The organism is Colwellia hornerae (assembly GCF_007954355.1).
Taxonomy (GTDB): Bacteria; Pseudomonadota; Gammaproteobacteria; order Enterobacterales; family Alteromonadaceae; genus Colwellia_A; species Colwellia_A hornerae.
Genome location: NZ_VOLR01000012.1, coordinates 1 through 15523, shown reverse-complemented (window position 1 = coordinate 15523; position 15523 = coordinate 1). Strand labels below are relative to the sequence as shown.

Below are 15523 nucleotides of genomic sequence, written 5' to 3'. Positions count from 1 at the left end.
ATTTTTAGCTTCATCCCTTTTTTGTCTGCTGAAAAATAAACAAATATAAGGTTTTTACCTACTAAACTATTTAGCGGTAAAGCCAAGATACACTGCGCAGCAGTGTTTAATAACTTGAGGTGTAAACAATGACTAACCATTTTCCTGTAGACCGTAAATTATTTGATGACGTAATGGTACCTAACTATGCGCCGTCAGCGGTTATCCCTGTACGTGGTAAAGGCTCTCGAGTTTGGGATCAACAAGACCGTGAATTCATTGATTTTGCTGGTGGTATTGCTGTTAACTGTTTAGGCCATTGTCACCCAGCATTGGTTGGCGCATTAAAAGACCAAGCTGATAAAATTTGGCATTTATCAAATGTAATGACTAACGAACCGGCTTTACGTTTAGCTAAAAAAATCGTTGATCATACTTTTGCTGACAAAGTTTACTTTGCAAACTCGGGTGCTGAAGCAAATGAAGCGGCTCTTAAATTAGCTCGTCGCTGGGCGCTTGACGTTCATGGTGCAGGCAAAACACAAATTATCGCCTTCAACCAAGGTTTTCACGGCCGTACATTTTTCACGGTAACTGTTGGCGGACAAAAAGCTTATTCAGATGGTTTTGGTCCTAAGCCAGGCGACATTGATCACGTTGATTACAACGACCTTGAAGCACTTAAAGCAATAATGTCTGATAAAACCTGTGCCGTAATGATTGAACCATTACAAGGCGAAGGCGGTTTAGTTTCTCCTACTCAAGAATTTATTGAAGGTGTTCGTGAGCTTTGTGATCAACATAATGCTTTATTGATTTTTGATGAAGTACAAACAGGTGTTGGCCGTACTGGCGATTTATATGCTTATATGGGCGTAAATGTTGTTCCTGATATTTTAACAACGGCTAAAGCATTAGGCGGTGGTTTTCCAATCGGCGCAATGATAACGACAACCGAACTTGCTAAACATCTTAAGATTGGTACTCATGGTAGTACTTATGGCGGCAACCCATTAGGTTGTGCTGTAGCTGAAGCTGCATTTGATACCGTTAATACGCCGGAAGTATTAAACGGCGTAAAAGAAAAAGCAAAGCGCTACGTTGCAGGTTTAAATGCAATTAATGCTAAATACAACGTCTTTAAAGAAATCCGTGGTAAAGGCTTATTAATTGGTGCGGTATTAACCGAGCAGTACCAAGGTAAAGCAAAAGACTTCTTAAACGCAGCCTTAGAAGAAGGTGTTATGACCTTAGTTGCCGGTGCAAACATTATTCGTTTTGCTCCTTCACTAGTTATTCCAGACACTGATATCGATGAGGGCTTAGCGCGTTTTGAAAAAGCTGTCGCTAAATTGGCAAAATAGTCATTGTTAAATTAAGTTAATAAAACAATTACACCGTTGAAATTGTGGTTATTTTACTAAAATAGCTACAATTTCATTTTCTTTGTAAAAAATGAGATCTTTCTATGATTATTATACGCCCTATTCAAGCAAGCGATTATGACTCTTTACATCGTATTGCGATAGAATCAGGACACGGTTTTACATCACTGCCTGTCAATGAAGGCTTATTAAAGCAACGTATCGCTCATTCTGAGTATTCTTTCACTAAAGATGTGTCGCACCCATCTAGCGAAGGTTACCTGTTTGTAATGGAAGATACTGAGACTGGTCAGGTTGTTGGTACCAGTGGCATTGAAGCTGCTGTAGGTTTAGAGGATGCTTTCTACCATTATCATTTAGGTAAAGTCGTTCATAACTCTCGTGAGTTAGGCATTTATAATACCGTAGAAACATTGTCACTGTGTAACGACTACACAGGTGCATCAGAAATTTGTACTTTATTTTTGGGTGAAAGCCACAGAAAAAATAAAAATGGCCGTTTTTTATCTCGTTGTCGCTTCTTGTTTATGGCTGAACATCACGAGCGCTTTGCAGAAACCGTTATCGCTGAAATGCGTGGTATCTCTGATGAAGAAGGTCGCTCTCCTTTTTGGAATTGGTTAGAAGAACATTTCTTTTCGATGGACTTTCCAACGGCCGATTACTTAACAGGTATAGGTAAAAAAGTCTTTATCGCAGAGTTAATGCCAAAGCACCCTATCTATGTGAGCTTGCTTAGCAAAGATGCACAAAAAGTAATTAACGAAGTTCATCCTAAAACATTACCTGCTTTGCGATTATTAGAAGCAGAAGGTTTTGCTCGCCGAGGTTACGTCGATATTTTTGATGGTGGGCCCACCGTTGAAGCACAAACAGCTAAAGTTAAAACTATACGTAATAGTGGCAAATACCAAGTCATAATTGGTGAGACAGATGATAAGGCTAATTTTATCATCTGTAACACGAAAGTTGCTGGTTTTAGAGCTGTTCAAGCAAAAGTATCGCTAAGAGCAACAGCAGAACAGGTATTGATGTCAGACGATATCGCTAAAGCACTGCATGTAAATGAAGGTGATTTTGTACGCTTAGTTCGCAATTAAAGTACACTTTGATTGTCTGAGTGATGATTTTTTTAGCTCAGCACAGTGAAGTAATAATGAGTTCATCAGGTGATTTTTTCATATCATCTGGAACGTCGCAAAGTATGAGGACAGAAAAATGTCAAAAGCAATACAATTAATTAATGGTCAATGGCAAGCAGGTTTAGGCCACGATGTTAGCTCGTTAAACCCAGCAAGAAACCAAGTTATTTGGCAGGGAAAATCTGCATCGAAAGAACAAGTGGATACTGCGGTAAAAAGTGCGAGAGCGGCGTTTGAGTCATGGGCAGAAATGAGCCTAGAGGCACGTATTGCTATTGCTGAAAAATTTGCGGTGCTATTGGGCGAAAATAAAGAAAATTTAGCAATTACCATTGCAGAAGAAACCGGTAAGCCTCTTTGGGAAACCCGTACAGAAGTTGGCGCTATGATGGGTAAAATAGCGATTTCTGTTAAAGCGAACAATGAACGTACTGGCACTGTTGAAAACCCAATGCCTGGCGCAAAAGCAATGATCCGTCATAAGCCTCACGGTGTTGTTGCCATTTTTGGTCCTTACAATTTCCCTGGTCACTTACCTAATGGTCATATTGTTCCTGCGTTAATAGCGGGTAATACGGTTGTATTTAAACCAAGTGAATTAACGCCAAAAGTTGCCGAAGAAACTTTAAAACTTTGGTTACAAGCCGGTTTACCCAACGGCGTCATTAACTTAGTACAAGGTGAAGTGGAAACAGGCAAAGCGCTTGCTTCTCATCCACAAATTGATGGTTTGTTTTTCACTGGCAGTTCAAATACCGGCCATTTATTACATGAGCAATTTGGCGGACAACCCGGTAAAATTTTAGCCTTAGAAATGGGCGGAAATAACCCACTAATCGTTAAAGACATTAGTGATGTTAAAGCGGTAGTGCATGATATTATTCAATCTGCATTTGTTACTACAGGGCAGCGATGTACCTGTTCAAGACGTTTGTTTATTGAAGCAGGTGAGCAAGGTGATGCCATTATTGCCAAACTTATTGAAGCAACCAAAGCGATTAAAATTGGTTACTTTGATGACGAAGAGCAACCCTTTATCGGTTCGATGATTTCTGAAAAAGCAGCGTTAAGTCTTGTTGCTGCACAGCAACAATTACTTGATTTAGGCGCAACGTCTTTAGTTGAAATGAAGCATCTAGAAGTTGGTACGGGCTTTATATCTCCGGGTATTATCGATGTAACATCTATTAATGAAATGCCAGATGATGAACATTTTGGTCCATTATTAAAAGTTTACCGTTACACAGATTTTGACGCGGCGATCAATGAAGCAAACAATACGTCATTCGGTTTATCTGCAGGCTTATTAAGTGACAGTGAAGATTTATATAACCACTTTTTCCGTAGAATACGTGCTGGCATTGTTAACTGGAATAAACCGATTACCGGCGCAAGTAGTGCGGCACCATTTGGTGGCATTGGCGCTAGTGGTAATCATAGAGCAAGTGCATTCTATGCAGCTGACTACTGTGCATACCCTGTAGCCTCTGTTGAAGCGCCTAAAGTATCATTACCAGCAACATTAAGCCCAGGCTTAAGCATCTAGGCACGTTTATAGTAATGTACGCTAATAAGCTAACAATAAAAGCTGGGCTTCGTCCCAGCTTTTTTAAGAATATAGATCAAATCTAACGATTCACCTTGAATAGTTAGCAGTTACTCGCATTCACATTTATCCTTTGGAAATGAACGCCTTTCTTTAACTATTCATTAGTAACCAATTTTACCTACTAAGGATATTTATATGACAAATATTAACTCAATTCAACACCAGCAAGTTACTGACTTGTTTGCTAACATTTGGCAGAACTATGTTGAAGTTACCCCTTCAGCCCATAAAATTCATGATTTACTAAGCTCGGGAAGCGATTTAATTAATGACCATGTTGCTTATCGCACTTTTGATAGCGCTAAGGTAAATTTAGATAAGCTAGCAGCTATTTTAATAAGCTTAGGTTATAAATATTCGGGTGAATATGACTTTTCAAGTAAAAAACTCAATGCAAAACATTTTGAACACAGTGATGCTAGCTTGCCAAAAGTTTTTATCAGTGAATTACGCGTCAAAGAATTTTCTGTTGACGTTCAAAATATTATCGAAAAAATGGTTAATGCTATCGATGATGTGAAGGTTACAGACAGTAGTTTCTTGTATTCTGGTACGCATTGGCAAGTAAGCAAAGCAGAGTATCAAACCTTGTTAGCAGAAAGTGAATATGCCGCTTGGGTTGCTGCTTGGGGTTACCGTGCAAACCACTTTACTGTTAGTGTCAATCACTTAGATAACTTTAATACTGTCGAAGATGTAAATGCTGCCGTGAAAGCGGGTGGGTTTTTATTGAACACTACTGGCGGCGAGATCAAAGGCGACTCAATCGTTAAACTAGAGCAATCGTCAACCATGGCAGATAAAGCCCTTGTTAAATTCTCAGATGGCGAAGTAGAGATCCCCAGTTGTTTTTATGAATTTGCTAAGCGATATCCATTAGAATCTGGAGAGTTATACTCTGGTTTTGTTGCTGCTTCTGCAGATAAAATATTCGAAAGTACCAACGCAGCCGCATAGTTGTTGAACGACTCGTCATCAACTGGCTAGATTATAGCGAGCAGAAATAAACTTCTGTTCGCTACAATTTTACCACAGTAACATTTTGCACTGTATTTATCCCTTATTCTCCTTTCGTTACAAACATCCTCAATCAATCATTAAAGAAAACGTTTAGTTGATAGCAATCTTTTTTGTTTAAACAGCTAGTGCTACCCCTTTGTCCTAATAAATATTGTTCAAACGTTATAGTTAATCCTAGCTATCGCTAAGATGTAAAGTCTTGTCGGTGTATTAAGAGTAGAAGCTGTTTAGCAATCATCCGCTAAAATTGTTATAGATAACCGATTAAAATCGCATCTTCTAATGCTTAATACCCGTTTGTAACAGTTAATAATATCAAGCGCTAGTGATGGTAACGATAAAATAAGCGACCCTTCTTAAAAATTGGTCATAAAAAAACCCGCTAGGTAGCGGGTTTTTTAACAACTAAAATATTATTTAAACAATTTTTAGAAGCGGATTGAAGCGCTTAAACGAACATAACGTGGAGACTGCCAGTTTTGTGCTAGGCCGTAAGTTGGGCTAACAAAGTAGTTACCTGAACCGTCTTCATTGAAATCAGTTCTAGCTTCATCATCATAAATCTCGTCGAATTCAGATGCTGTATCATTGTTAAATACGTTGAAAACATCTGCACGAAGATTTAAATCAAAGTCAGCAAATTCAATGTCGTAGCTCGCTGTTAAATCAAGGTTCCAAATTGAATTTGTTGTACCTTCTGAACCACGTTTAGCTAATTGACCGCCTTTGTAGAATGACTCTGAACCATATGCCTGAGCAAATAAATCAGTTGGGTGAATACCGAATGCGCTCTTCGGCTTACCTGCTTGCCATGAGAAGTTTGCACCAATATTCAAGTCATCAGTAACTTGGTAAGAACCAAATACTTTAACTGAATGACGACGGTCATTTGGTAAATTACCATCACCACCATCTAATAAACCAGGTTGGTCAAAGTTAGTTGTCAAACCAGCGTCATCTTGACCGTTGTCTGAACGTACTAAACCTTCGTTGTTACCCCAGCTATGAGACCAAGTGTAAGTACCTGTTAACATCCATTTACCATCCCACTCTTTGTTAACAGTTACGTCAACAGCAGTGTATTTACGGATAGCTTCAGGGTAGTTTAAGTCAGATGCAGGAATAGTGTATTCTTGATTGGCTAAAGGACCAGCATCGCCATCAGGGTCAGTTGTTACAGTAATGTCTGTACCTGGGTTAGTTAACACGTAGTAATGGAAACCAGTACATTCAGTACAAGCTGAACCAAATTCACGATTAACGTATTCGTTAAAACCATAATCGATTGCAACATCTTCAATAGTTGTTGCTAGTTCACGGTAAGTACCTTGAACTGCCATGCTCCATTCGTCATTTAACTGGAATTGGTAACCAGCAATGAATTCATCTGAATACATAGGATCGATGCTTGAATCAACGATTGCGCCAGCTTCTGGAACATCACCGTTTGAGTATAGATCTTGAGGACGACCAGTGTAAGTACCACCAGTTAGGTTAGGAATTTCTAATCCGTCGCTGCTCATACCATCGTAGTTGTAGTAATCTTGGATGTAAGTTTCAGCACCGGCTAAACGGATGTTAGTGTTAGCAGCAATTGGAAGATAGTAACGACCGTAGCTTGCCCATATTTTAGACTCGCCATCGCCCATAACATCGTATACTGCGCCTAAACGTAATGCCCATTGGTTTTCAAGCTTAATGAAAGATTCACCAATACCATTTTTGTTTTCAAATGAATCGTTACGAATACCAGCATTAATAACTAGATCATCTGTAGCTTGCCATTGATCTTGAATGTAGTATGCAAAGTTTTCTGATTCAAAAGAACCACCGCTGCTGTATGTACGATGACGAACATAATTAACAGACTCATCATCTTCACCGATTACGTATAAGTAATATGCGCCACCAGAGTTAACTGTTTGTTGGTTTGCTGTCAATGATTCTTTATCAACACCAAAACGTATTTCATGATCACCTAAATACCAATCAGCATCGATACGAACTACTTGACGCTGATCATCACCTTGACCAATGCTAAAGTTAGCGAAGTCACCACCTGGAACAAATGCTCCGGTGTTAGTGAAGTTACGGTAAATTACTGGGTTAGCATCTAAAACACTACCACTTGTACGATCTGTTTCATTGATACCGTACTGAACTGATACTGAGAAATCATCAGTGATGATAGAAGTTAATTTAGCTGTGTAGTTAAGACCACCAGCATCATCAAAACTTACTTTTGGAGCTAGTCCAGTAGAACCAGTGTAATCTGATCTACCTGTAGTTGTTTTGCTTTTATCTGAGAAAGCTGAGATTTCAAGGATATTGTTTTCAGTAATATACCAATCTACTTTAGCACCCCAAAACGCATCATCATCTTTAGAAGTATAAAGACTTTGCTTAATACCATCAGGCGTAGAAGCTTGTGAACCGTTGTATTCTTGCTCATTGTTACGCGGGCTGTACAATGCGTAATAGAAAAGAGTATCTTCGATGATAGCGCCACTTGCCCATAAGTTAACTTCGTAGAAGTCATTCTCATCGCCAGTGTTATCTATACGATAAGTACCATCATCACGTTTTTGTGATTGCTTATCTTCTCTTAAAGCATCTGGTTCGTAATAAACATTTACGCCAGCTTTAAATTCGTTTGAACCACTTTTAGTTTTGGCGTTAATTACACCACCAGTAGCACGACCAAATTCAGCCGAGTAACCACCAGTTTTAACTTCAAATGTATCATACATTTCAAATGGTGGTTGACTTGAACCAACACCCGTACGGAAGTTAGTAATGTTAAGACCATTCACGTAGTAAGCATTTTCAGCTACAGATGCACCACCAATAGATGGGTTGTTACCAAAAGCAGAATCACCTTTAGTTGTACCCGGTGCTAATAAAGCAACACCAGTGAAATCACGTGCAACAGGTACTCTATCAAGAGTTAATGTATCAACAACGATACCTGTACTTGAACTTGTGATATCAACCATAGCAATAGCTGAACCAGTAACTTCAATGCGCTCGATATCATCAGAAGCTAGAGTCATGTTAAGGCTAACTTTACCGCCCATACCAACTTTAACATCTTTTTGAGCTGTTATTTGGAAGCCATCTTTCATTGCTGTAATGTCATACATTCCAGGAGGAAGAAGCGGGAAGCGGAAAGAACCTTCGCTATCAGAAACAACAGAGCGAGTTAAACCAGTATCTTTGTTAACAATTTTAATTGTAACTGAACCAAGAACCTGACCGCTTTGGCTAATAGAACTACCGGTAATATAACCTGTTGTGTTATTTGCCATTGCAGGCATTGCTGCACTCAATGACATAGCTACTGCAACAGCAGTAACTGATTGTTTAAAGCTACGCTTTAAATTAGAATTTTTCATATTAGTGTTTCTCTCTGGACTTATTAGTTTAAATATTTATTGTTTTAAATTCTTTGAATATTTCAACAAATTGTTACGTTAGGTAACAATATCCATTAATTCTGCCTGAATATAGAAATATTACAACCCCTATTACAAAAATTATTTGGAACTTTCCTAAGAATCACTAACCAATTGTTAATAAAGAAAATAATAAAAAGCGAGACTAAATATGTATAGATATATTTGCATAAAATGCAGATTTAGCACGCTTGATTTTTTAAAAGAGCCTTTTTTAGCTCTCCTTATTATAAAAGATTACCTAAAAATAGGAATGACCAACCTTGATCACACGCCTATATAAGAGTTATGGTATATTTTTTTTATAGAGGTGAGCTTTTAATGGTTACAGATACTGAAGGTTACATCCATATTATCGAATACTTGACTGAGCATTTCAGTTTATTTGAAAATTCCCCCTCAGTACGTGCTGATTCAGATACCGTGATGAATGTTATTGAACAAGAATTAAGTGAGCAAATCATTAGTATTTGCAGCCAGAATGAAGCATTGTCTTTTAATCAGCGCAACACGGTTATAAGAGAAGTTGATGCTATTGTTTATGATCTAGAAGAGATTCTCTCTGGCGTTATTAACAATAAAGTCACGGATGAGCAAAAAATATTTATTAAAGAGTTTGCCTTACTCATTAAAAATTTATTTGATAGCGAAATTCACCGTCAATTTTTAACTTAAGGTGATGCAGAGCTAGTTATTCTTATCAACAAAAAGTACTAACAACAATTACCAACAAAAAACCTGATCACGACCTGAATTTTTCGCTTGATATAATGCTTTGTCGGCGCGGGTAAAGAAGTCGTTAAAGTTATCGTCTTCAAACCTTATACAGGTAACACCGATACTAACGGTTACCTGAATTTCGCCCTGCCACTCACCTTTTATAATTAAATTACTTTGATTAAGTCGAATACGCTCTGCGACAACCTTTGCTGACTGCAATGTAGTTTCAGGGAGTAAGATTGAAAATTCTTCGCCACCAATACGCGCTAAAATATCTTCTTGTCGTACACAAGGAAGTAAACATTGCGCCACTGACATTAGCACCTGATCCCCTATCGGGTGACCATAGCTATCATTGATATCTTTAAAGTGATCGATATCAATGGCAATTAAGGAGAGAATACGAAGATGCCTTTTCGCACGATGAAACTCCCGTTCAGCATGATCAATGAAATAGCGACGGTTATAAAGCTTAGTCAATGAATCGGTATTCGCTTGTTTTTTGAATTCTTCTTTTAACACATACAATTCACTTACATCGGTAGAAAAACCGATTAACGTCGGTAGTTCACCTTGCTGTTGATAAGGTATCTTTGTACTAATGTAGTGCAAAACATTGCCATGCTCGTCTTCGGAGGTTTCTTCTATGGTTTGTTTTTCACCGGTATCAAAAACTTGTTGATCAGATTTGTTAAAATGTTCAGCAACATCAAGTGGTAAAACTTCAGTGTCTTTCTTACCAATAATATTCTCAACTGGCGTACCAAATAATTCAGCAACTTTACTGTTAACATATTTAAATGTGCGCTCATTATCTTTCATGTAAATATAAGCATCGACATTATCAAGTATTGTATGAAGTAATTTTTTTTGAGTCTTCACTATTTGTTGCAGTTTTTTTTCTGCTGTTATATCTGTTGATACACCACACATACCGATGACATTATTTTTATCATCGAACAAAGGTTTTTTAACCGTTTTATATATACGGGTTTCTTGAAGAACCTTGATAAAGTTTGTTTCTTCGTTCTCTACCGTAATAGCCTCTTTTATAACCTTTTGGTCATTTTTTTTAAGTTGCTGAGATAACGCTAAATCAAAAAACTGACTATCATCAAAGCCAATGATCTCTGCTAAGTTTACATTGAGTAAATCAAGTACGGCTTGATTTACATAGGTATAGCAACCATTAATATCTTTAGTGAATATACAGGTGCCGACGTTATTTAACACTTCCGCTAACATGTTAACGTCTACAGATAGATTATTGTCTGGTGGCGTAGTAACTGGTAATTTTTGCTCTTTACTCACTAATAAACCTTAACTGTTGCAGGTATTACAGAAAGTTTAATTGTAGTTGAAAATTAACAATAGGCATTATGCTACTGGCATAATCATGATTAAGACAAGATTTGTTCAGTCTGTAGACGTGAATGATACGAAGGCAAAGCAGACGAGATCAGGGATAGGTGCTAAAATCATCTTGATATGGCCCAAAAGAACAGACCTTTCTCTTGGGTTATTAAATCATAGTACTGGTCAGCTATGACTTTAAATTAGTAAGCGCCGGCCGCATAAGTTAACTCATAGCTGTGGCTGTATATTTCTAAAATATTGCCAAAAGGGTCTTCCATGTAAATCATACGGTAGGGCTTTTCACCAGGATAATAGTAACGTGGTTCGGCCATACGTTTTTTACCACCCGCCGCTACGATTTTTTCCACCAGTTCTTCAAGATTAGGATCTTGTACACAGAAATGAAACACACCTGTTTTCCAGTATTCAAAGTTATCTTCTGGATTTTCTTGATTGGCAAATTCGAATAGTTCAACGCCTATACGGTCACCTGTCGACATGTGGGCTATTTTAAACTTGCCCCAATTAGCGCCAAAGACATCAGTACACATAGCGCCAATGGGGCTATCATCTTCAATAATTTCTGTTGGTTTCATTATTTCATACCAACCTAAGACGCCAGTATAAAATTCAACAGCAGCCTCTAAATTAGGGACTGAAATACCGATATGGGAAAACGTTCTTGGATATGCTTTGCTCATTTTTATTACCTCTATTAATTGATAGACAAAGTATAGATAACTTTATAAAGTATAAAAAATTATCATTTGTAATAATATTGAGTATGTTTTGTTATGATTAATCTTGTTTGGTTAAAGACATTTTGCACACTTGCTAACGTTGGTCATTTTACCCGAACAGCAGAAATTCTATTTATGACGCAATCAGGGGTCAGTCAGCATATAAAGAAACTTGAAACGCAGTTGGACATTTTATTACTAACACGCGAGGGGAAGTCTTTCTCACTGACCGATGCCGGTATTAAATTACGCCAACAAGGGCAAAATTTATTAACAACATCTGCAGATATCGAAGCTTCAATTAAGCAAGACGATGCTTTCATCGGCATCATTAAAATGAGCACACCTGGCAGTGTTGGCTTAAAGCTATACCCTCAGATGCTTGATATCCAGCAACACTATCCAGCGCTTATTATCGATTACACCTTTGCCCCCAATAAAAATATAGAGCAAAACTTAATTGAGCGAAAAATTGATCTAGGGATACTAACGGAGTTAAGTCGGAGCCCACAGTTACTGAGCGAAAAAATAGCGATAGAACCCTTGGTTTTAGTGACATCAAGTGATATCACAAACATCAACTGGCAAGTGCTTGCTTCTATAGGTTTTATCGGCCACCCCGACTCAGAACACCATGCACAACAATTATTAAGTAAAAACTATCCTGAATTTGAACATACGCGTCAATTTAAGCACAAAGGATTTTCTAATCAAATAAGTTTGATTTTAGCGCCAGTTAGCCGCGGATTAGGTTTTACCGTATTACCACTACATGCGGTAAATGCTTTCCCTGAGCAAAGCCTGATAAAAGTGCATAGCTTGAAAATACCAGTCAGTGAAGCCTTGTATCTTTGCCGAAACAAACATTCTTTTGAAACTAAAAGAAGTAAACTGATTAAAAAATCGATTAGTGAATTTATTCTATAATGTCGGCTCTAAAATAACCCTGTCAGTTTAGCGCTCTTTAAAATTATAGCAGGATGAAATAGACTATTAGCTGCTTAATGGTAAATTTATTTCCAGCCAATTAGCCATTTTTCACTGATTTTTAAATCACGCCAATCTATGCTGTATTCATGATGAGTCATTACCGCTTCGATAATACACTCCAGCACTTTTTGCTCTTCGTCAAAATCGACCTTAGTGATAACGAAATGTTTTTCTTTATTGGTAATATCGACTTTTGTCCATTTACTGTTAATGAGAGCTTTGGGGTTAATTTTATTCATCTTTACCTCAATGTATAACTTATTGTTTCAAAAAGAAGAGTTCAAATATCGATAATGAAAACTGCCCTGCGACTTTTTTAGTCATTAAAAAACCGACTTCTTTAATATCTGCTGAATTAAGTAAAGGTGCGTTGGGTATTGCTCTACCACGAAAGGTTGCCTTAAAATCAGCAAGTTGAAAGGTATGCTTTTCACGCTTATTAGCAACAGTTGTAAAGTCATGCTTATAAGCTAATCGATAGCCATTTATGTAAATGATCAGTCTTAATTGATATTCCTGCCCGTCACCTTCAGTGTCAATAACGAGGGTTTTATAAGATTGTGGAAGATTATCGACAGCGCGAAAAACTGAACTAAAACCGCCATTATTATCCAGAGAAATGCTACCGGTAAAAATGCCATGATCTTGAGCAAATATCATTTCCCCGTTCGACAAGCCGCCCATAACGCCATCATCGGTTATCCGCCAGCGTCCGTTTTCTTGCTTTGAAAAATCAATCATATAAGCCTTCTTATTGCCAGTTGAATTATCATTGGCCTGTTTATTAATATTGTTACCACTGGCATAAGCACTGAAAAATAACCATAAAATTAAAATAAATCGCATCAGTAAATCTCACTTAACTATTACAAGCTATATCACTCCTTAAATACGCAAAATAAACTTGTTAAGATCAAAAGCGCTAAAAATGAGCTAAAATTAATAATCTAACGTATATGGTGTTAGATTTAACTTGAAATAATAACCAACGAGTAAAAATACATGCGCATTTTTCTATTTATATTGTTTATCAGCCTTGCCTCAGGCTGTAGCACAAAATATGCAAATCAATCAGTAACAGGTAAAGCTTTTCCATCGGTTACCGGACAGACATTAGAAGAAAACACGGTCAATATACCGGCCGACTTCAACAAAGAATTTACCTTATTATTGGTAGGCTACAAACAAAACTCACAGTTCGACATCGATAGATGGTTAATCGGTTTAGATATGACCGAAACCAAAGTTGATGTTTATGAGATCCCAACCATTCAAGGGTTGTTCCCACAAATGTTCAGTACTTTTATCGACAATGGTATGCGTGCTGGTATTCCGAAACCGCTTTGGAAGGGGGTTATTACGGTTTATGAAGACGGTGATAAAGTGCAAGCCTTCACTGGAAATGAAAGTCCTAATAACGCGCGAGTATTACTGTTAGATAAAAATGGCATCATCATTTATTTTTATGATGATGGTTTTTCAGTTGCAGCGCTTAATGAGTTGAGAGATGAACTAACGCCCTCAAACTAGTAGCGCTTTACATAGTATAATGGCAAGAAATAGCACATAACCATGATTGTTTCTTGCCAAATTTATCTAGTTACCGAACGCTTAGTATTAACTGTTTATGCCGCCCCACTGCTTCCTTTCACAACTGTCATTAAAAAATGTCTTAAAGCATAGCGCGTTAACTAACAACTTCATCCTTGATTAGCTTCGCACCAAAACGGGGCAATTAATCACAACAGTGCATCTACCTCTGATATTTATCATCTATGAACCTCAGCACGTTTCAAAATAGTTATTGTTTTACAATAGACTAGCTACAAAAAAACATCTACTAATGATCTGGCATAAGACTTGAACCTCTAATGATAATGAATAGTTATCTATAGTGAAAATTATGCTTTCAGCTTTTATTGAACAACACAATCTCCCTGATGAATTCAGCAATACCGTTATACAGCACTATCAACCACTTGCTGAGCGAATATTGAGTCAAGTTAAGATGCACAACACCCCGTACTTTGTCGGCATCAATGGTTGTCAAGGTAGCGGCAAGTCAACATTGACAGATTTTCTCGCTGAATATTTAACAACACAATACCCACTTAATGTGCTAGTGATGTCTTTAGATGATTTTTACCTAACGGGTGAAAAACGTCAGCAGCTTGCAGAAGCTATTCACCCATTATTAGCTACCAGAGGTGTGCCAGGCACCCATGACATTGCCGCTCTTGAGCATATACTTATGCAACTAAAAGCTAGGAATTCTGGCTTTTCTATCCCTAGATTCAATAAAGCTACCGATGAGCCATTCCCAAAAGAGCAATGGACTGTGGTTAATAAGCCAATAGATATTATTATATTAGAAGGATGGTGTTGGGGGGTAAAGCCTCAAACTGACGAACAGTTAAAGTTAGCCATTAATGAACTTGAATTGCAGTATGACGCTAAAGGTGAATGGCGACATTATGTCAATCAACAACTGAGCGAGGCTTATGTTCCCTTGTATAAAAACATCGACTTTTGGTTAGCGTTACAAGCTCCGTCATTTGACTGTGTTTATAAATGGCGATTAGAGCAAGAGCAGAAGTTACAAGCAAACAATATCAATTTAGCCAATTCAAAGGTCATGACCCCAGCAGAGATAGTAAACTTCACCCAATATTTTCAAAGACTCAGCGTACAAAGTTGTGCCACTATCGGACAATCTGCCGATGCAATTTTTTACTTAGATTATGCTCGTCAAATAACGGCAACGCCTGCAAAGGAAGCGCAATGAGCTCGTTGAGAACACTTATTTTTAGTGACTTAGATGGAACCTTGCTCGATCACTTCACTTATCAATCAAGGCCTGCAGATAAAACCCTTGCGCAATTAAAATGTGCGAATATTCCGGTGATTTTGAATACCAGTAAAACCTTTGCTGAATTAGCCATTATTCATCGTGAGCTCAAACTAAATACTCCCTTTATTATTGAAAATGGTGCTGCTATTTAACCTGAGATCTGCTTAAGAGCAGCGTTTTCTAAACTTCCATCAATCCAAATTCACTGGCTGATAATTTAATACGTGGCTTTTTCTTCTTCAAGCAATAAGCCACTATTCCTGAAATTACATTTAG

14 protein-coding genes and 1 pseudogene are annotated in these 15523 nt (G+C 37.7%); 9 read left to right on the top strand and 6 right to left on the bottom strand.

Features of this window, described 5'->3' with window-relative positions; translation table 11 throughout:
• Nucleotides 1–128: 128 nt before the first annotated feature.
• From ESZ26_RS09775 to ESZ26_RS09760, 4 genes are all read left to right on the top strand, one after another.
• On the top strand, nt 129–1343 hold the full coding sequence (locus ESZ26_RS09775) for an aspartate aminotransferase family protein (RefSeq protein WP_146799449.1): 1215 nt from the start codon (nt 129–131) through the stop codon (nt 1341–1343).
• Nucleotides 1344–1447: 104 nt separating this feature from the next.
• Nucleotides 1448–2464 (top strand): arginine N-succinyltransferase, encoded by a 1017-nt coding sequence (astA, locus tag ESZ26_RS09770; protein WP_146799448.1) that lies wholly within the window; start codon nt 1448–1450, stop codon nt 2462–2464.
• Between the two features lie 118 nt (nt 2465–2582).
• Nucleotides 2583–4052, top strand: a complete 1470-nt coding sequence (gene astD / locus ESZ26_RS09765) for a succinylglutamate-semialdehyde dehydrogenase (protein WP_146799447.1) — start codon at nt 2583–2585, stop codon at nt 4050–4052.
• Between the two features lie 198 nt (nt 4053–4250).
• On the top strand, nt 4251–5072 hold the full coding sequence (locus ESZ26_RS09760) for a DUF1338 domain-containing protein (RefSeq protein WP_146799446.1): 822 nt from the start codon (nt 4251–4253) through the stop codon (nt 5070–5072).
• A gap of 491 nt (nt 5073–5563) precedes the next feature.
• Here the strand turns inward: ESZ26_RS09760 and ESZ26_RS09755 are convergent, their stop codons facing one another.
• Nucleotides 5564–8530, bottom strand: a complete 2967-nt coding sequence (locus ESZ26_RS09755; protein ID WP_146799445.1) for a TonB-dependent receptor — start codon at nt 8528–8530, stop codon at nt 5564–5566.
• 381 nt (nt 8531–8911) lie between these two features.
• Between ESZ26_RS09755 and ESZ26_RS09750 the strand changes: the two genes are divergently transcribed.
• Nucleotides 8912–9265 carry a DUF3802 family protein gene (locus ESZ26_RS09750; protein ID WP_146799444.1) on the top strand — a complete coding sequence of 118 codons (354 nt, stop codon included), beginning with the start codon at nt 8912–8914 and terminating at the stop codon, nt 9263–9265.
• A 48-nt stretch (nt 9266–9313) separates the two neighbouring features.
• Here the strand turns inward: ESZ26_RS09750 and ESZ26_RS09745 are convergent, their stop codons facing one another.
• Nucleotides 9314–10621, bottom strand: coding sequence for a sensor domain-containing diguanylate cyclase (locus ESZ26_RS09745; protein WP_223271652.1), 1308 nt, complete (start codon nt 10619–10621; stop codon nt 9314–9316).
• Nucleotides 10622–10866: 245 nt separating this feature from the next.
• Nucleotides 10867–11367, bottom strand: a complete 501-nt coding sequence (locus tag ESZ26_RS09740; protein WP_146799443.1) for a lactoylglutathione lyase family protein — start codon at nt 11365–11367, stop codon at nt 10867–10869.
• Nucleotides 11368–11460: 93 nt separating this feature from the next.
• On the opposite strand from ESZ26_RS09740, the gene ESZ26_RS09735 reads away from it, so the two are divergent.
• Nucleotides 11461–12333, top strand: coding sequence for a LysR family transcriptional regulator (locus ESZ26_RS09735; protein WP_146799442.1), 873 nt, complete (start codon nt 11461–11463; stop codon nt 12331–12333).
• A gap of 86 nt (nt 12334–12419) precedes the next feature.
• On the opposite strand, the gene ESZ26_RS09730 is transcribed toward ESZ26_RS09735, so the two are convergent.
• The gene (locus tag ESZ26_RS09730) at nt 12420–12635 is read right to left on the bottom strand and encodes a TIGR02450 family Trp-rich protein (protein WP_146799441.1); all 216 of its coding nucleotides are present in this window, start codon (nt 12633–12635) and stop codon (nt 12420–12422) included.
• Between the two features lie 19 nt (nt 12636–12654).
• On the bottom strand, nt 12655–13242 hold the full coding sequence (locus ESZ26_RS09725; RefSeq protein WP_223271651.1) for a CIA30 family protein: 588 nt from the start codon (nt 13240–13242) through the stop codon (nt 12655–12657).
• A gap of 156 nt (nt 13243–13398) precedes the next feature.
• On the opposite strand from ESZ26_RS09725, the gene ESZ26_RS09720 reads away from it, so the two are divergent.
• The 3 genes from ESZ26_RS09720 to ESZ26_RS09710 all read left to right on the top strand — a co-directional run bounded on the left by ESZ26_RS09720 (nt 13399) and on the right by ESZ26_RS09710 (nt 15399).
• Nucleotides 13399–13926 (top strand): hypothetical protein, encoded by a 528-nt coding sequence (locus ESZ26_RS09720; protein ID WP_146799440.1) that lies wholly within the window; start codon nt 13399–13401, stop codon nt 13924–13926.
• Between the two features lie 373 nt (nt 13927–14299).
• A complete protein-coding gene (locus ESZ26_RS09715; RefSeq protein ID WP_146799439.1) occupies nt 14300–15181 on the top strand; it encodes a kinase in 882 nt (293 codons plus the stop codon).
• Nucleotides 15178–15399 (top strand): HAD hydrolase family protein, encoded by a 222-nt coding sequence (locus ESZ26_RS09710; protein WP_146799438.1) that lies wholly within the window; start codon nt 15178–15180, stop codon nt 15397–15399. Before ESZ26_RS09715 ends, ESZ26_RS09710 begins: the two co-directional genes overlap by 4 nt.
• Before the next feature lie 28 nt (nt 15400–15427).
• On the opposite strand, the pseudogene ESZ26_RS19640 reads toward ESZ26_RS09710, so the two are convergent.
• Nucleotides 15428–15523, bottom strand: a pseudogene (locus ESZ26_RS19640) (IS982 family transposase); the annotation flags it as partial.